17 protein-coding genes and 1 riboswitch are annotated in these 17,080 nt (G+C 71.1%); of the genes, 12 read left to right on the top strand and 5 right to left on the bottom strand.

Annotated elements, in window-relative coordinates:
- Positions 1-56 precede the first annotated feature (56 nt).
- Both whiG and ACGFMM_RS06600 read left to right on the top strand, forming a co-directional pair.
- Entirely contained in the window at positions 57-893 is an 837-nt protein-coding gene (whiG, locus tag ACGFMM_RS06595) for an RNA polymerase sigma factor WhiG (RefSeq protein ID WP_393643710.1), read from the top strand.
- A gap of 53 nt (positions 894-946) precedes the next feature.
- Positions 947-1,504, top strand: coding sequence for a TetR/AcrR family transcriptional regulator (locus ACGFMM_RS06600; RefSeq protein ID WP_393643777.1), 558 nt, complete (start codon positions 947-949; stop codon positions 1,502-1,504).
- A 6-nt stretch (positions 1,505-1,510) separates the two neighbouring features.
- Here ACGFMM_RS06600 and ACGFMM_RS06605 read toward each other — a convergent pair whose 3' ends face one another.
- Positions 1,511-1,966 (bottom strand): murein hydrolase activator EnvC family protein, encoded by a 456-nt coding sequence (locus tag ACGFMM_RS06605; RefSeq protein WP_393643711.1) that lies wholly within the window; start codon positions 1,964-1,966, stop codon positions 1,511-1,513.
- 263 nt (positions 1,967-2,229) lie between these two features.
- On the opposite strand from ACGFMM_RS06605, the gene rpsB reads away from it, so the two are divergent.
- From rpsB to ACGFMM_RS06650, 9 genes are all read left to right on the top strand, one after another.
- Positions 2,230-3,120: a 30S ribosomal protein S2 gene (gene rpsB, locus ACGFMM_RS06610; RefSeq protein ID WP_393643713.1), complete on the top strand. Its 891-nt coding sequence runs from the start codon at positions 2,230-2,232 to the stop codon at positions 3,118-3,120.
- A gap of 102 nt (positions 3,121-3,222) precedes the next feature.
- A complete protein-coding gene (gene tsf, locus ACGFMM_RS06615) occupies positions 3,223-4,059 on the top strand; it encodes a translation elongation factor Ts (RefSeq protein ID WP_393643715.1) in 837 nt (278 codons plus the stop codon).
- A 157-nt stretch (positions 4,060-4,216) separates the two neighbouring features.
- Complete coding sequence (gene pyrH / locus ACGFMM_RS06620; RefSeq protein ID WP_393643717.1) at positions 4,217-4,981, top strand: UMP kinase; 765 nt, start codon at positions 4,217-4,219, stop codon at positions 4,979-4,981.
- Between the two features lie 122 nt (positions 4,982-5,103).
- Entirely contained in the window at positions 5,104-5,661 is a 558-nt protein-coding gene (frr, locus tag ACGFMM_RS06625) for a ribosome recycling factor (RefSeq protein ID WP_393643718.1), read from the top strand.
- On the top strand, positions 5,661-6,692 hold the full coding sequence (locus ACGFMM_RS06630; RefSeq protein ID WP_393643720.1) for a phosphatidate cytidylyltransferase: 1,032 nt from the start codon (positions 5,661-5,663) through the stop codon (positions 6,690-6,692). The genes frr and ACGFMM_RS06630 overlap by 1 nt, the downstream gene beginning before the upstream one ends.
- Before the next feature lie 124 nt (positions 6,693-6,816).
- Positions 6,817-7,929 carry a 23S rRNA (adenine(2503)-C(2))-methyltransferase RlmN gene (gene rlmN / locus ACGFMM_RS06635; protein ID WP_393643722.1) on the top strand — a complete coding sequence of 371 codons (1,113 nt, stop codon included), beginning with the start codon at positions 6,817-6,819 and terminating at the stop codon, positions 7,927-7,929.
- Between the two features lie 20 nt (positions 7,930-7,949).
- Positions 7,950-8,076: riboswitch (TPP riboswitch) on the top strand.
- 90 nt (positions 8,077-8,166) lie between these two features.
- Positions 8,167-9,255, top strand: a complete 1,089-nt coding sequence (locus ACGFMM_RS06640; protein ID WP_393643724.1) for a thiamine ABC transporter substrate binding subunit — start codon at positions 8,167-8,169, stop codon at positions 9,253-9,255.
- A gap of 65 nt (positions 9,256-9,320) precedes the next feature.
- Positions 9,321-10,934: an ABC transporter permease gene (locus ACGFMM_RS06645; RefSeq protein WP_393643779.1), complete on the top strand. Its 1,614-nt coding sequence runs from the start codon at positions 9,321-9,323 to the stop codon at positions 10,932-10,934.
- The gene (locus ACGFMM_RS06650) at positions 10,934-11,980 is read left to right on the top strand and encodes an ABC transporter ATP-binding protein (protein ID WP_393643725.1); all 1,047 of its coding nucleotides are present in this window, start codon (positions 10,934-10,936) and stop codon (positions 11,978-11,980) included. The genes ACGFMM_RS06645 and ACGFMM_RS06650 overlap by 1 nt, the downstream gene beginning before the upstream one ends.
- A gap of 47 nt (positions 11,981-12,027) precedes the next feature.
- Here the strand turns inward: ACGFMM_RS06650 and ACGFMM_RS06655 are convergent, their stop codons facing one another.
- From ACGFMM_RS06655 to ACGFMM_RS06670, 4 genes are all read right to left on the bottom strand, one after another.
- On the bottom strand, positions 12,028-13,167 hold the full coding sequence (locus ACGFMM_RS06655) for a hypothetical protein (protein ID WP_393643727.1): 1,140 nt from the start codon (positions 13,165-13,167) through the stop codon (positions 12,028-12,030).
- A complete protein-coding gene (locus tag ACGFMM_RS06660) occupies positions 13,149-13,877 on the bottom strand; it encodes an ABC transporter ATP-binding protein (RefSeq protein WP_393643729.1) in 729 nt (242 codons plus the stop codon). Before ACGFMM_RS06660 ends, ACGFMM_RS06655 begins: the two co-directional genes overlap by 19 nt.
- 213 nt (positions 13,878-14,090) lie before the next feature.
- The gene (locus ACGFMM_RS06665) at positions 14,091-15,470 is read right to left on the bottom strand and encodes an aspartate aminotransferase family protein (RefSeq protein ID WP_393643731.1); all 1,380 of its coding nucleotides are present in this window, start codon (positions 15,468-15,470) and stop codon (positions 14,091-14,093) included.
- Positions 15,455-15,961, bottom strand: a complete 507-nt coding sequence (locus ACGFMM_RS06670; protein ID WP_393643733.1) for an Lrp/AsnC family transcriptional regulator — start codon at positions 15,959-15,961, stop codon at positions 15,455-15,457. Before ACGFMM_RS06670 ends, ACGFMM_RS06665 begins: the two co-directional genes overlap by 16 nt.
- A 188-nt stretch (positions 15,962-16,149) precedes the next feature.
- Here ACGFMM_RS06670 and ACGFMM_RS06675 point away from each other — a divergent pair.
- A partial coding sequence (locus tag ACGFMM_RS06675) for an aldehyde dehydrogenase family protein (protein ID WP_393643735.1) occupies positions 16,150-17,080 on the top strand: 931 nt, incomplete at its 3' end.

Raw genomic sequence — 17,080 nt, forward strand, 5'->3', positions numbered from 1 at the left:
TCACGCTACGCTCGCAAGGATCCCCACCCAGACGGCAGAACGGCACAAGGCAACGCATGCCCCAGCACACCTCCGGGTCTGACCGCGCCGCGGTGCCCCCAGCAGCCCGGGGCGCCGTGCGACCGGCCGCACCGTCATCGCTCGACGAGCTCTGGCGCGCGTACAAGGACTCCGGCGACGAGCGACTGCGGGAGCAGCTGATCCTGCACTACTCGCCGCTGGTCAAGTACGTCGCGGGCCGGGTCAGCGTGGGGCTGCCCTCCAACGTCGAGCAGGCCGACTTCGTGTCCTCCGGGGTCTTCGGGCTCATCGACGCCATCGAGAAGTTCGACATCGAGCGGTCCATCAAGTTCGAGACCTACGCGATCACCCGCATCCGCGGCGCGATGATCGACGAGCTCCGGGCCCTGGACTGGATTCCGCGCTCCGTACGGCAGAAGGCGCGCAACGTCGAGCGCGCCTACGCCACGCTGGAGGCGCAGCTGCGCCGCACGCCCTCGGAGAGCGAGGTCGCCGCGGAGATGGGCATCGCACTGGAGGAACTGCACGCGGTTTTCAGCCAGTTGTCACTCGCGAACGTGGTCGCGCTCGAGGAGCTGCTGCACGTCGGCGGCGAGGGCGGCGACCGGCTGTCGCTGATGGACACACTGGAGGACACCGCGGCGGACAACCCCGTCGAGGTGGCCGAGGACCGCGAGCTGCGGCGGCTGCTCGCCCGCGCCATCAACACGCTCCCGGAGCGTGAGAAGACCGTCGTCACGCTGTACTACTACGAGGGCCTCACCCTGGCCGAGATCGGCCATGTCCTCGGCGTCACCGAGAGCCGGGTGAGCCAGATCCACACCAAGTCCGTGCTGCAGCTGCGCGCCAAGCTGGCCGATGTAGGACGCTGACGCCGCGGGGCCGGTCGTACAGTGGTGCCGTGCCCAGGATTCGAGCGGCCTCCGTGGCCGAGCACCGGACCATGCAGCGCGGCGCCCTGCTCGACGCCGCGCGCTCCCTGCTGTCCGAAGGCGGGACGGAGGCGCTGACCTTCCCCGCCCTCGCCGAGCGCACGGGCCTGGCCCGCTCGTCCGTGTACGAGTACTTCCGCTCGCGCGCCGCCGTCGTCGAGGAGCTGTGCGCGGTCGACTTCCCGGTCTGGGCGGCCGAGGTGGAGGCGGCGATGGCCGCCGAGGAGAGCCCCGCGGGCAAGGTCGAGGCGTATGTCCGCAAGCAGCTCGACCTCGTCGGCGACCGCCGGCACCGCGCCGTCGTCGCGATCTCGGCCGGTGAGCTGGACGACGGCGCCCGCGAGAAGATCCGCGCGGCGCACGGCGGGCTCATCGCCATGATCGTCGAGGCCCTCGCCGATCTCGGCCGGACCGAGCCCCGCCTCTCCGCCATGCTCCTGCAGGGCATGGTCGACGCCGCCGTCCGCCGCATCGAACTCGGCGCCGCCGAGGACCCTGCTGCCATCGCCGACACCGCCGTCGCGATGGCACTCAACGGCGTCACCCGCTGACACCGGTCACCCGCTGACGCCGGTCACCGGCAGCAGCCGGGCCGGCCCCCGGCGCAGCAGACGCAGCGGGTCCAGGTAGGCATCACCCCGCAGCAGGCCCCAGTGGAGGCAGGACTCGGGGCAGTGCGTGCCGGGCGCGACCCGGGCTACGAGATCACCGGGCCGGACCACGGTCCCGGTGGCGACCAGCGGCTCCACCGGGCTGTACGTCGTGCGGAGCGGCGGGTCGCCGGTGCCCGCCAGGGTGATCGTGAGGACCCCGCGGCCGCCGACCGGCCCGGCGAACGTGACCGTGCCCGCCGCGGACGCGCGCACCGGCGCCCCCGCCGGGGCCGCCAGGTCCACGCCCCGGTGCCCCGCGGCGTACGGCCCGGGCGGCGGCTCCCACCCCCGCAGGACCTCCGGCCGCGGCGGCCCGAGGGGCCACAGCAGCGCCAGCGCCAGCAGGAGCGACGTCGTCATGAGGTGCATGACGGAAGGCTGCCCCGGCTGCCCGGACCCTGACGGCCGACGCCTCGATCTGTGGACTACTGACCGGTTGTGGACAGCGCCGTCACCCGGCACGTCCGGGGTCCCGTACACTTCCTATGGCGACCCGGGTCACCGGGTCGACTTCGCACGCCCCGCCACCACCCTCACCGGTCGTGGCAGCGCCTTTCGGTCCCTCGTGGCACGGCGCGCCGGGGTGTCAGGACATAACCGAGAAAACTCAAGGAGATACGGCCATGGCCGTCGTCACGATGCGGGAGCTGCTGGAGAGCGGCGTCCACTTCGGTCACCAGACCCGTCGCTGGAACCCGAAGATGAAGCGCTTCATCTTCACCGAGCGCAACGGCATCTACATCATCGACCTGCTCCAGTCGCTGTCGTACATCGACCGCGCCTACGAGTTCGTCAAGGAGACCGTCGCCCACGGCGGCTCCATCATGTTCGTCGGCACGAAGAAGCAGGCCCAGGAGGCCATCGCCGAGCAGGCCACGCGCGTGGGCATGCCCTACGTCAACCAGCGCTGGCTCGGCGGCATGCTGACCAACTTCTCCACCGTCTACAAGCGCCTTCAGCGTCTGAAGGAGCTCGAGGCGATCGACTTCGAGGACGTGGCCGCCTCCGGCCTCACCAAGAAGGAGCTCCTGGTCCTCTCGCGCGAGAAGGCCAAGCTGGAGAAGACCCTCGGTGGTATCCGCGAGATGCAGAAGGTGCCGAGCGCCGTCTGGATCGTCGACACCAAGAAGGAGCACATCGCCGTCGGTGAGGCGCGCAAGCTCCACATCCCGGTCGTCGCGATCCTCGACACCAACTGCGACCCCGACGAGGTCGACTACAAGATCCCGGGCAACGACGACGCGATCCGCTCCGTCACCCTGCTCACCCGCGTGATCGCCGACGCCGTCGCCGAGGGCCTCATCGCCCGCTCCGGCGCCGCGACCGGCGACCAGAAGCCGGGCGAGAAGGCTGCGGGCGAGCCGCTCGCCGAGTGGGAGCGCGACCTGCTCGAGGGCGAGAAGAAGGACGCCGCCGACGAGGCGGAGAAGGCTCCGGAGGCTCCGGTCGCCGACGCTCCGGTCGCCGACGCTCCGGCCGCCGAGGCTCCGGCCGCCGACGCCGAGCAGGCCTGACCTTCACACTTCGGTTGCTGACGGCGGGGGCTCACAAGGCCCCCGCCGTCCACCCGTAGATCTTCGTAGATCTTTCAGACTTCGAGAGAGAAATACAGACTCATGGCGAACTACACCGCCGCTGACGTCAAGAAGCTCCGCGAGCTCACCGGCGCCGGCATGATGGACTGCAAGAAGGCGCTCGACGAGGCCGAGGGCAGCGTCGACAAGGCTGTCGAGGCGCTGCGCATCAAGGGCCAGAAGGGTGTCGCCAAGCGTGAGGGCCGCTCCGCCGAGAACGGCGCCGTGGTCTCCCTCATCGCCGACGACAACACCTCCGGTGTCATCCTCGAGCTGAAGTGCGAGACGGACTTCGTCGCCAAGGGCGACAAGTTCCAGGCCGCCGCGAACGCGCTCGTCGCGCACGCCGCCGCCACCTCGCCGGCCGACATCGAGGCGCTGCTCGCCTCCGAGATCGAGCCCGGCAAGACCGTCCAGGCGTACGTGGACGAGGCCAACGCCAACCTCGGCGAGAAGATCGTCCTGGACCGCTTCGCGCAGTTCTCCGGCGCGTTCGTCACCGCCTACATGCACCGCACCATGCCCGACCTGCCGCCGCAGATCGGTGTCCTGGTCGAGCTGGACAAGGCCGACGCGGCTGTCGCCAAGGGCATCGCCCAGCACATCGCCGCCTTCGCGCCGAAGTACCTCGACAAGGAGGACGTCCCGGCCGAGGTCGTGGAGTCCGAGCGTCGCATCGCCGAGGAGACCACCCGCGCCGAGGGCAAGCCCGAGGCCGCGATCGCCAAGATCGTCGAGGGTCGCGTCAACGGCTTCTTCAAGGACGCCACGCTGCTCGGCCAGCCGTACGCGCTGGACAACAAGAAGTCCGTCCAGAAGGTTCTGGACGAGGCCGGTGTCACCCTGAAGCGCTTCGCGCGCATCAAGGTCGGCATCTGAGCCGGTATCTGATCGACCAGGGAGCCCGCTAGGGTTTCCACAGCAGTCGCCGGCCGCCCAGGCGCCGACGACGGCAGATCTGACGAGGAGGCCATTGCCGCAGGGACACCAGACCCACCGGCAATGGCCTTCTTCGTATGTGCACGAGGAGATCTCCATGAACCAGGGCGCCGCACAGGGCGACGACATCCACGCCAAAAAGGCCGGCCGCTTCATGCTGAAGCTGTCCGGCGAGGCCTTCTCCGGCGGCACCGGCCTCGGCGTCGACCCCGACATCGTCCACGCCATCGCGCGCGAGATCGCCGCCGTCGTCCGCGACGGCGCGGAGATCGCGATCGTCATCGGCGGTGGCAACTTCTTCCGGGGCGCCGAGCTCCAGGTCCGCGGCATGGACCGGGCCCGCTCCGACTACATGGGCATGCTCGGCACCGTCATGAACTGCCTGGCACTCCAGGACTTCCTGGAGAAGGAGGGCATCGACTCCCGCGTCCAGACCGCCATCACCATGGGCCAGGTCGCGGAACCGTACATCCCGCTGCGTGCCGTACGGCACCTGGAGAAGGGCCGTGTGGTCATCTTCGGCGCGGGCATGGGCATGCCGTACTTCTCCACCGACACCACCGCGGCGCAGCGCGCCCTGGAGATCGACGCGGAAGCCCTGCTCATGGGCAAGAACGGCGTCGACGGCGTGTACGACTCCGACCCGAAGACCAACCCGGACGCGGTGAAGTTCGACGCGCTGGAGTACGGCGAGGTGATTTCCCGGGACCTGAAGGTCGCGGACGCCACCGCCGTCACGCTCTGCCGCGACAACAACCTCCCGATCCTCGTCTTCGAGCTTCTCGCGGAGGGCAATATCGCCCGCGCGGTGAAGGGTGAGAAGATCGGCACTCTCGTGAGCGACCAGGGCACCCGGGCCTGAAGCCGGTTACCGCCCCTCCCCCGGAGCCCCCAGGGCCCCGGGGGGACCCCCATGGGATGGACAGAGCCCTGCCGGGGGTACACCGTGCAGGACACAGACGCGACGACACGCAGGAGCAAGTGGTGATCGAAGAGACCCTCCTCGAGGCCGAGGAGAAGATGGAGAAGGCCGTCGTGGTCGCCAAGGAGGACTTCGCCGCGATCCGCACCGGCCGTGCGCACCCGGCGATGTTCAACAAGATCGTGGCGGACTACTACGGCGCCCTCACGCCCATCAACCAGCTGGCGTCCTTCTCGGTGCCCGAGCCGCGCATGGCCGTGGTGACCCCGTTCGACAAGAGCGCCCTGCGCAACATCGAGCAGGCCATCCGCGACTCCGACCTCGGCGTCAACCCGAGCAACGACGGCAACATCATCCGTGTGACGTTCCCGGAGCTCACCGAGGAGCGCCGCCGCGAGTACATCAAGGTCGCCAAGGGCAAGGCCGAGGACTCGAAGATCTCGATCCGCTCCGTGCGCCGCAAGGCCAAGGAGACCATCGACAAGGCCATCAAGGACGGCGACATCGGCGAGGACGAGGGCCGGCGCGCGGAGAAGGAGCTCGACGACCTGACCGCGAAGTACGTCGCGCAGGTCGACGAGCTGCTCAAGCACAAGGAAGCCGAGCTTCTCGAGGTCTGATGAACGACTCTTCCTGGGGAGCCCCCCCGGCCCCCGCCGGTGTCTGGGGACCCGACCAGGGACCCGCCCCGGCGGGTCCCGGGGGGCCGCTTCCGGCGGGTCCCGCATACGATCAGCATCGGGCGCAGCAGACTGCGCCCATGCCCATCGTGCCCGATGTTCCGGCCGCCGGAGACCAGGAGCCCATGTCCACGCCGCCCCCGCCCCCGCAGAAGAAGAGCGCGGGACGTGACCTGGGAGCGGCGATAGGGGTCGGCGTCGGACTCGGTGCCGTCATCATCGCCTCCCTGTTCATCTGGAAGGCCGCGTTCGTCGGCGTCATAACGGTCGCCGTCGTCGTCGGGCTCTGGGAGCTCACCACCCGCCTGCAGGAACGCAAGGCCATCAAGGCCCCGCTCGTCCCGCTCGCGGTCGGCGGCGCGGCGATGGTCGTGGCCGGGTACGTGCGCGGTGCGGAGGGCGCCTGGGTCGCGATGGCGCTGACCGCGCTCGCGGTGCTGGTGTGGCGCATGACGGAACCCCCCGAGGGGTACCTGAAGGACGTCACGGCCGGCGTCTTCGCCGCGTTCTACGTGCCGTTCCTGGCGACGTTCGTGTCCATGATGCTGACCGCGGACGACGGGCCCGAGCGGGTGCTGACGTTCCTGCTGCTGACCGTGGTCAGCGACACCGGCGCGTACGCGATCGGCTGGCGCTTCGGCAAGCACAAGCTGGCCCCGCGGATCAGCCCCGGCAAGACCCGCGAGGGCCTGCTGGGCGCGGTCACGTTCGCGATGGCGGCCGGCGCGCTGTGCATGGAGCTGCTGATCGACGACGGGACGTGGTGGCAGGGTCTGCTGCTCGGCCTGGCGGTGGCGGCGAGCGCGACGCTCGGCGACCTCGGCGAGTCGATGATCAAGCGCGACCTCGGCATCAAGGACATGGGCACCCTGCTCCCCGGTCACGGCGGCATCATGGACCGCCTGGACTCGCTGCTGCCCACGGCCCCGGTGGTGTGGCTGCTGCTGGTCGTGTTCGTCGGTTCGGGCTGAGCCGGGGCTGTCTGCGGCTCCGGCTGAGAGCTGTGGTTTCGGCCGGAGGTTTCCCGTGCCGTTACCCTGGAAGGGCGCGCTGCTCCGAGCGGCGCGCCTTTCGTCATTACGAGGAGTACCTGCCATGGCCCGCCCCGCACCGGGAGAGCTCACCTTCGTCGCGCCGCGCGGAGCCAAGAAGCCGCCGCGGCACCTCGCCGACCTCACGCCCGCGGAGCGCAAGGACGCCGTGGCCGCGATCGGCGAGAAGCCGTTCCGCGCCAAGCAGCTGTCGACGCACTACTTCTCGCGGTACGTGCACGACCCGGCCCAGTGGACCGACATCCCGGCGGCCGCCCGCGAGAAGCTCGCCGGGGAGCTGCTGCCCGACCTGATGTCGGTGGTCCGGCACATCTCGTGCGACGAGGACACCACCCGTAAGACGCTGTGGCGGCTGCACGACGGCACGCTCGTCGAGTCCGTGCTGATGCGGTACCCGGACCGGGTCACCATGTGCATCTCCTCGCAGGCCGGCTGCGGCATGAACTGCCCGTTCTGCGCCACCGGCCAGGCCGGCCTGGACCGGAACCTGTCGACCGCCGAGATCGTGCACCAGATCGTCGACGGCATGCGCGCCCTGCGCGACGGCGAGGTCCCCGGCGGCCCCGCCCGCCTGAGCAACATCGTCTTCATGGGCATGGGCGAGCCGCTCGCCAACTACAACCGGGTCGTCGGCGCGATCCGCCGGCTGACCGACCCGGAGCCGGACGGCCTCGGACTGTCGCAGCGCGGTATCACCGTCTCCACCGTCGGCCTGGTGCCGGCGATGCTGCGGTTCGCCGACGAGGGCTTCAAGTGCCGCCTCGCCGTCTCCCTGCACGCCCCCGACGACGAGCTGCGTGACACCCTCGTGCCGGTCAACACCCGCTGGAAGGTCCGCGAGGTCCTCGACGCCGCCTGGGAGTACGCGGAGAAGTCCGGCCGCCGGATCTCCATCGAGTACGCCCTGATCCGCGACATCAACGACCAGGCCTGGCGTGGTGACCTGCTCGGCCGGCTGCTGAAGGGCAAGCGGGTGCATGTCAACCTCATCCCGCTCAACCCGACGCCCGGCTCGAAGTGGACCGCCTCCCGCCCCGAGGACGAGAAGGCGTTCGTCGAGGCCATCGCCGCGCACGGCGTCCCGGTGACCGTCCGGGACACCCGCGGCCAGGAGATCGACGGAGCCTGCGGACAGCTCGCCGCGGCCGAACGGTAGTCTGGGCCTCGTACATCTGCATATTCCGACAGGGGAGCGCCACAGCGCTGAGAGTGCGGTAACACGCTGTTGAACAGGCACAGCGGCCGCAGACCCTCTGAACCTCGCCCAGGTCATTCTGGGTAGGAAGTTCGGTCGTTACTCGAGCTGTTGCGCCCTGCCCGCAGCCGGTGGATCCGCACGTCCCCGGCCGCGGGCAGGGCCGCGTCTTCTCCTGGTCATACCCAGGAGGAATCAGTGAGCACCAAGAAGGCCGCCGCCGTCGCGCTCGTCGCGGCGCTCGGCGTCACGACGCTGGCCGCGTGCGGCAGCGACAAGGCCGACACCGCCGGCGAGGGCACGAAGTCCAAGACCGTCACGCTCGTCAGCCACGACTCGTTCAACGCCTCCAAGGAGGTGCTGGCCGAGTTCACGAAGCAGACCGGTCTCACCGTCAAGGTCCTCAAGAGCGGCGACGCCGGCGAGGCCCTCAACAAGGAGATCCTCACCAAGGGCTCCCCGCAGGGCGATGTCTTCTTCGGCATCGACAACACCCTGCTCTCCCGTGGCCTGGACAACGGCCTCTTCGAGCCGTACGAGGCCAAGGGCCTGGACCGGATCCCGGCCGCGCTGCAGCTCGACAAGGCCGAGCACCGGGTCACCCCGATCGACACCGGCGACATCTGCGTCAACTACGACAAGAAGTACTTCGCCGACAAGAAGCTCGCCCCGCCGCAGACCTTCGACGACCTGGCGAAGCCCGCGTACAAGGACCTGCTCGTGGTGGAGAACCCCGAGCGCTCCTCCCCGGGCCTCGGCTTCCTGCTCGGCACCGCCGCGCAGTACGGCGACGAGGGCTGGCAGGACTACTGGACGAAGCTCAAGGCCAACGGCGTGAAGACCGTCGACAGCTGGGAGCTCGCCTACAACCAGGAGTTCTCCGGCTCCGCGGGCGGCAAGAAGGCCAAGGGCGACCGGCCGCTGGTCGTCTCGTACGCCTCCAGCCCCCCGGTCGAGGTGCTGTACTCCGAGCCGCAGCCGAAGGAGGCCCCGACGGGCGTCTCCACCGGCACCTGCTTCCGGCAGACGGAGTTCGCGGGCCTGCTGAAGGGGGCGAAGAACGCCGAGGGCGGCAAGGAGCTGATCGACTTCCTGATCTCGAAGAAGTTCCAGGACGACATGCCGCTGCAGATGTTCGTCAACCCGGTGACGAAGGACGCGGCCCTGCCGGAGCTGTTCACGAAGCACGGGGCGGTGATCGCCCAGCCGCAGACGATGGCTCCGGAGAAGATCGCCGAGAAGCGTGAGCAGTGGATCCAGTCGTGGTCGTCGCTCGTCCTGAAGTAGGCCGGGCCCCCGCCGGCCGGCCGGTGGTACGGGACCTGCGCGGGAGCGCGGTGCGGCTCGGCCTGATGGCCCTGCCCGTCGCGTTCTTCGCGGTCTTCTTCGCCTGGCCCGTCGTGTCGATCGTCGCCCGCGGCGTGAGGACCGACGGGACCTGGCAGTTCGGCCGGATCGGCGAGACGCTGAGCCGGCCGGACATCCTCGAGGTGCTGTGGTTCACGCTCTGGCAGGCCGCCGCGTCGACGGCGTTGACGCTGCTGGTCGCGCTGCCCGGCGCGTATGTCTTCGCCCGCCTGGACTTCCCCGGCAAGACGGTGCTGCGGGCCGTGGTGACCGTGCCGTTCGTGCTGCCCACGGTCATGGTCGGCACGGCGTTCCTGGCCCTTGTCGGCCGGGGCGGGCTGACGGACGAACTGTGGGGGCTGCGGCTCGACACGTCGGTGTGGGCGATCCTGCTCGCGCACGTCTTCTTCAACTACGCGGTGGTCGTCCGGACCGTGGGCGGTCTGTGGGCGCAGCTCGACCCGCGGCAGGAGGAGGCGGCGCGGGTGCTCGGCGCGTCCCGCTGGCAGGCGTGGCGGCGGGTGACGCTGCCCGCGCTGACGCCGTCGGTGGCCGCGGCGGCGCTGATGGTCTTCCTGTTCACCTTCACCTCCTTCGGCGTCGTGCAGATCCTCGGCGGGACGTCGTACTCCACGCTGGAGGCGGAGATCTACCGGCAGACCGCCCGGCTGCTCGACCTGCCGACGGCGGCGGTGCTGACGCTGGTGCAGTTCGTCGCCGTGGGCACGATCCTCGCGGTGCACGCCCGGACGGTGCGGCGCAAGGAGACCGCGCTGCAGCTGGTCCCCGCCGGGAGCACGGCGCGCCGGCCGCGCGGGGCGGGCCAGTGGGCGCTGCTCGGCGGGGTGCTGGCGTCGGTGGCGCTGCTGATCCTGCTGCCGCTGGGCACGCTGGTGGAGCGGTCCTTCGCCGGTCCCGACGGGTACGGCCTCGCCTACTACCGGGCGCTGGGCTCGCTCGACGAGGCCGGCACCTTCCTCGTACCGCCGCTGGAGGCGATCGGGAACTCGCTGGAGTACGCGGTCGTCGCCACCGGCATCGCGCTGCTGATCGGCGGGCTCGCGGCCGCCGCGCTCACCCGGCGGGCCGGGCGGCTGGTGCGCGGTTTCGACGCGCTGCTGATGCTGCCGCTGGGGGTCTCGGCGGTGACCGTCGGCTTCGGGTTCCTGATCACCCTGGACGAGCCGCCGCTGGACCTGCGGTCCTCCTGGATCCTGGTGCCGCTGGCGCAGGCGCTGGTCGGCGTGCCCTTCGTGGTACGGACGATGCTGCCGGTGCTGCGGGCGGTCGACGTGCGGCTGCGGGAGGCCGCGGCCGTGCTGGGGGCCTCGCCGCTGCGGGCCTGGCGGGAGGTGGACCTGCCGATGGTGTGGCGGGCGCTGCTGATCGCCGCCGGGTTCGCGTTCGCGGTGTCGCTGGGCGAGTTCGGGGCGACGGTGTTCATCGCCCGGCCCGACAACCCGACGCTGCCGGTGGCGGTGGCCCGTCTCCTCGGCCGGCCCGGGGAGCTCAACTACGGGCAGGCGATGGCCCTGTCGACGATTCTGATGGTGGTGTGCGCGGCGGCCCTGCTGCTGCTCGAACGGCTGCGCACCGAGCGGACCTCCGGGGAGTTCTGATGCTGAGGCTGGACGCTGCGACGGTGCGGTTCGGGGCGCGCGCCGCGCTCGACGCGGTGGACCTGGAGGTCGCCGAGCACGAGATCGTGTGCGTGCTCGGGCCGAGCGGCAGCGGCAAGTCCACGCTGCTGCGCGCCGTCGCGGGGCTGCAGGCGCTGGACGGCGGCCGGGTGCTGCTCGGGGGCGCGGACCAGAGCGGGGTGCCGGTGCACCGGCGCGGGGTGGGCCTGATGTTCCAGGACCACCAGCTGTTCCCGCAGCGGGACGTGGCCGGGAACGTCGCGTTCGGGCTGCGCATGCACGGCGCGGACCGTGCCGAACAGGCCGTACGGGTGGGGGAGTTGCTGGATCTGGTCGGGCTGCCGGGAGCGGAGCGGCGGGCGGTCGCCGAACTGTCCGGCGGTGAGCAGCAGCGGGTGGCGCTGGCCCGGGCGCTCGCGCCGCGGCCCCGGCTGCTGATGCTGGACGAGCCGCTGGGCCAGCTGGACCGCGGGCTGCGGGAGCGGCTGGTCGTCGAACTGCGGCAGCTGTTCGGGCGGTTGGGGACGACGGTGCTGGCCGTGACGCACGACCAGGGCGAGGCGTTCGCGCTGGCCGACCGGGTGGTGGTGATGCGGGACGGCCGGATCGCACAGTCGGGTACGCCTCTTGAGGTGTGGCAGCGGCCCGCCTCGGAGTTCGTGGCCCGCTTCCTCGGCTTCGACAACGTGGTCCCGGTGACGGTGTCGGGCGGGTCCGCGCAGACCCCCTGGGGTGAGGTGCCGGTCCCGCCGGGTTCCCCGCAGGGCCCGGTCCGTCTGATGATCCGCGCCACCGGCGTCCGTCTCGTGGCCCCCGGCGAGGGCCTGACGTGCACGGTCGAGGCCCGTACGTTCCGCGGCCACCACGCCGCCCTCCTCCTCCGCCCGACCGGGGACGCCCCCGCACTGGAGGCCGAGGTCACCCTCCGGGAGGCCCCGGAACCCGGTACGGAGGTGGGCGTCGCCTTTGCGCCGGACGAGGTCGTCCTGCTCGGCGAGGAGCCGAGGAGCCCTGACGAGCCCTGAGCCGTGAGCCCTGAGCCCCGAGCCCTGAGCGCCGGTCCGCGGAGCGGTCAGCCCTTCAGCGGCGCCGCGGCCAGGGTGGCGACCGTCCAGGTCAGCGGGACGAAGACGGCCAGCAGGGCCGCGACGCGCAGCAGGGCCGCGGTGCGCAGGACCGTGGGCGGGGCGCCGAGCCGCTGGAGGGCCTGAGCCGTGTGGGTGCGCGTCTGCTTGGACTCCAGGGCCGCGGTCAGCAGGGTCGCGGTCGTGCAGGCGACGACCAGCGTCGCGCCCAGGACCGTCAGGGGACCCGAGCCGCCCGGGCCGAGGCCCCCGACCGTCGCCGCGGCGAGCGCGGCCGAGGCCACGGCGGCGACGACCCCCAGAGGGCGGCCGATCCGGCCCGCCTCCGCCATCAGGACCCGGCCCGCCAGGAGCCGTGTCGCTCCGGGGCGGAACACCTGCAGCAGCCGGCCCGACACGTACGCGAGCGCCGGGCCGGCCAGCGCCAGGCCGGCGGCGGTGAGCGCCCAGCCGGCGAGGACGCCGATCGGGCCGGCCTCGAAGCGGCCGGGCAGCGTCGCCGCCTCGCCCCCGGCGCGGGCCGCGTACGTCTCCACGGCGAGCCCGGACGCGAGCAGCGCCACGCCCCAGGGCAGCCCGCCGGGCATGTCCCCGACGCGCGCCTCGTCGCCCCCGGCGGGTCGCGGCCGCAGCGCCAGCGCGGCGGCGGTCGCGGCGGCCACCGGCAGCACGGCGAGCAGGGTGAGCGCCGCGGCGAGCGGCATCGGCCGGTCGGCGGCGAGCAGCTCCGCGGCGGCCCCGTCGAACGGCAGCCCGGTGATGTCGCCGCGCAGGTGCAGATAGAACAGCAGCGCCAGGGCCGAGCCGAGGGTGCAGGCGACGGCCGTGGAGGCCGCGGCGAGCGCGGTCAGCCGGGCGGGTCCGAGCCCGACCGCGGACAGGCCTGGCCGGGGCCGGGTGCTGGGGTCCGTACGGGCCACGGCGACGGCGAACTGCACGGTCGCCGCCAGCGGGATCACGCACCACAGCAGCCGCAGCGAGGAGCCCGGCGCCTGCGCGGGGTGCCCGGCGGCGTAGCCGAGGGTGCACAGCAGGAGGAAGCCCACGCCCGCCGCCGCTGCGGCGACGAGCAGCCGCCGCAGCAGGACCAGCGGGTGGGAGCCCCGGGTCAGACGGAGAGCGAGCACGCGGCGCGGCCCTCCGAACCCGTCGGCGGGGCGGTGGCGACGCGGCGGCCGTCGACGAGCCCGACGGCCCGGTCGGCGAGCGCGGCCACCTCGGGGTCGTGGGTGGCGATGAGCACGGTGATCCGGTGCGAGCGGGCCGCGGCGGTCAGGGTGCGCAGCACCTGGGCGCCGTCGGCGCGGTGCAGGGTGGCGGTGGGCTCGTCGGCGAAGAGCACGGACGGCGTGGTGACCAGGGCGCGCGCGGTGGCGATCCGCTGCCGCTCCGACTGGGTGAGGTCCTGCGGCCGTTTCCGTGCGGCGGCGCCGATGTCGAGCCGGTCCAGCCACTCCGTGGCGGCGGACTTCGCGGTGCGGTGCGAGACGCCGCGCAGGAGCAGCGGCAGGGCGGCGTTCTCCCAGGCGGTCAGCTCGGGGACGAGGCCGGGCTCGGGGTCGATCCAGCCGAACCGGTCGCGCCGCAGCCGCTCGCGCTGGACGAGGCTCAGGGTGTGCACGGGCCCGCTGTTGAACCAGACCTCGCCCTTGTCCGCGACCAGCTGGCCGGACAGGCAGCGCAGCAGGGTCGTCTTGCCGCTGCCGCGCGGGCCGGTGACGGCGAGGATCTCGCCCTCGCGGACGCCGAGGGAGACGCCGCCGAGGGCGGGGGTGCCTCCGAGGGAGTGGTGCAGGGAGCGTGCCCAGAGCACGTCGTTGTCCGGTGGGGCCACCATCGCGTACACCTCGTTGTCGGATCTGATGTGTGTTCCCCCGTACGGGGGAACGAGGAGACGGGCCTGTGGGTCACGTGGCTCACTCGGCACCGTAAGGATTCAGATCCGCTTGTACGGACAGCACGCGGCCCGGGCCGCCGCCATCCACTCGGATGGCGGCATGCCCGGGCCGGGGTCACGCCGTGAGGGCGGCGTGGCGCGTGTCGAGGCCGGTTACAGCTTGGTCCAGGCCTCGGAGAGGGTGGCGCGCAGGATCCCCTCGATCTCGTCGAAGGTGGACTGGTCCGAGATCAGCGGCGGCGCCAGCTGGATGACCGGGTCGCCACGGTCGTCGGCACGGCAGTACAGGCCGTTCTCGAACAGCGCCTTGGAGAGGAAGCCGTACAGGACGCGCTCGGTCTCCTCGTCGTTGAAGGACTCCTTGGTGTGCTTGTCCTTCACCAGCTCGATGCCGTAGAAGAAGCCGTTGCCGCGGACGTCGCCGACGATCGGCAGGTCGTGCAGCTTCTGCAGCGTCGACAGGAAGTTGCCCTCGTTGTCGAGCACGTGCTGGTTGAGCTTCTCCTTCTCGAACAGGTCGAGGTTGGCGAGGCCCACGGCCGCGGAGACCGGGTGGCCGCCGAAGGTGTAGCCGTGCAGGAAGGTGTTGTCGCCCTTGTAGAACGGCTCGGCCAGGCGGTCCGAGACGATGCAGGCGCCGATCGGGGAGTAGCCCGAGGTCATGCCCTTCGCGCAGGTGATCATGTCCGGCACGTAGCCGAACTTGTCGCAGGCGAAGGTGGTGCCGAGGCGGCCGAAGGCGCAGATGACCTCGTCGGAGACGAGCAGAACGTCGTACTTGTCGCAGATCTCGCGGACCCGCTGGAAGTACCCGGGCGGCGGCGGGAAGCAGCCGCCGGCGTTCTGCACCGGCTCCAGGAAGACGGCCGCGACGGTGTCGGGGCCCTCGAAGAGGATCTCCTGCTCGATCTGGTCGGCGGCCCAGCGGCCGAAGGCCTCCGGGTCGTCGCCGAAGAGCGGGGCGCGGTAGATGTTGGTGTTCGGGACCTTGTGCGCGCCGGGGACCAGCGGCTCGAAGGGGGCCTTCAGGCCGGGCAGGCCGGTGATGGACAGGGCGCCCTGCGGGGTGCCGTGGTAGGCGACCGCGCGCGAGATGACCTTGTACTTGGTCGGCTTGCCGGTCAGCTTGAAGTACTGCTTGGCCAGCTTCCAGGCGGTCTCGACCGCCTCGCCGCCGCCCGTGGTGAAGAAGACCTTGTTCAGGTCGCCGGGGGCCTCGTTGGCGAGGCGCTCGGCCAGCTCGACGGCCTTCGGGTGGGCGTAGGACCACACCGGGAAGAAGGCGAGCTCCTGGGCCTGCTTCGCGGCCACCTCGGCGAGCTCGGTACGGCCGTGTCCGGCCTGGACCACGAACAGGCCGGCGAGGCCGTCGAGGTACTTCCTGCCCTTGTCGTCGTAGATGTAGGTGCCCTCACCGCGGACGATGGTGGGGACGGGGTTGTTCTCGTACGACGACATGCGGGTGAAGTGCATCCACAGGTGGTCGTAGGCGGTCTGGGAGAGGTCCTTGCTCACGACTATCGAGTTCCCCACATGTAGGTCTGCTTCTTGAGCTTCAGGTAAACGAAGCTCTCGGTGGAGCGCACGCCGGGGAGCGTGCGTATCCGCTTGTTGATGACTTCCAGAAGGTGGTCGTCGTCCTCGCAGACGATCTCCACCATCAGGTCGAACGAGCCTGCGGTCATCACCACGTACTCGCATTCGGACATGGCCGTCAGCGCGTCCGCGACCGGATCCAGGTCGCCCTCGACGTTGATGCCGACCATCGCCTGTCGCCTCAGGCCCACGGTGAGCGGGTCGGTGACGGCGACGATCTGCATGACGCCCTGGTCGAGCAGCTTCTGGACGCGCTGTCGCACGGCTGCCTCGGACAGGCCCACGGCCTTGCCGATGGCGGCGTACGGACGGCGCCCGTCCTCCTGGAGCTGTTCGATGATCGCCAGGGAGACGGCATCGACCGTCGGGGACGAGCCGCTTCCGGTTCTGGAGTGGGTGTTTTGACTGGCCACGCCTTCACTGTGCACGAGGTTCGACAGTCTGGCAACCCGAGAGCGATGAAATTCGTTGTTTGAGGTTGCTCTTCGCACTGAATCCGAAGTTGGTGGGCGTCGGGCCTGTTGAAAGCGTCGGTGAAGCGATTAGGCTTGGGTGTCTCACCCATCGGGACACGCACGACGACGTGCGACACATAACGTGACAGGAGGGGTGGCAAGTGACCACCGAGCTGCGCCGGCTGCGCAACTACATCAACGGGGAGTTCCGGGATGCGGCCGACGGCCGCACGATCGACGTGATCAACCCGGCCACCGGCGAGGTGTACGCGACCTCCCCGCTTTCCGGCCAGGCCGACGTCGACGCCGCCATGGAGGCCGCCGCGGCCGCCTTCCCCGCCTGGCGCGACGCCACGCCGTCCGAGCGCCAGAAGGTCCTGCTCAAGATCGCCGACGCCTTCGAGGAGCGCGCCGAGGACCTGATCGCCGCCGAGGTCGAGAACACCGGCAAGCCGGTGGCGCTCACCGCGAGCGAAGAGATCCCGCCGATGGTGGACCAGATCCGCTTCTTCGCGGGCGCCGCCCGGCTGCTCGAGGGCAAGTCCGCCGGCGAGTACATGGAGGGCATGACCTCGATCGTCCGCCGCGAGCCGGTCGGCGTCTGCGCCCAGGTCGCGCCGTGGAACTACCCGATGATGATGGCCGTGTGGAAGTTCGCCCCGGCCCTCGCCGCGGGCAACACGGTCGTCCTCAAGCCCTCGGACACCACCCCGGCGTCCACGGTGCTGATGGCCGAGATCATCGGCCAGATCGTCCCCAAGGGCGTCTTCAACGTCATCTGCGGCGACCGCGAGACCGGCCGCACGATGGTCGAGCACGCGACCCCGGCCATGGCCTCCATCACCGGCTCCGTGCGCGCCGGCATGCAGGTCGCCGAGTCCGCGTCCAAGGACGTCAAGCGCGTCCACCTGGAGCTCGGCGGCAAGGCCCCGGTCGTGGTCTTCGAGGACACCGACATCGCCAAGGCCGTCGAGGACATCTCGGTGGCGGGCTTCTTCAACGCGGGCCAGGACTGTACGGCCGCGACCCGTGTGCTCGTGCACGAGTCCATCCACGACGAGTTCGTCGCCGCGCTCGCCAAGGCCGCGACCG

Source organism: Streptomyces sp. NPDC048604 (assembly GCF_043199435.1).
GTDB lineage: Bacteria > Actinomycetota > Actinomycetes > Streptomycetales > Streptomycetaceae > Streptomyces.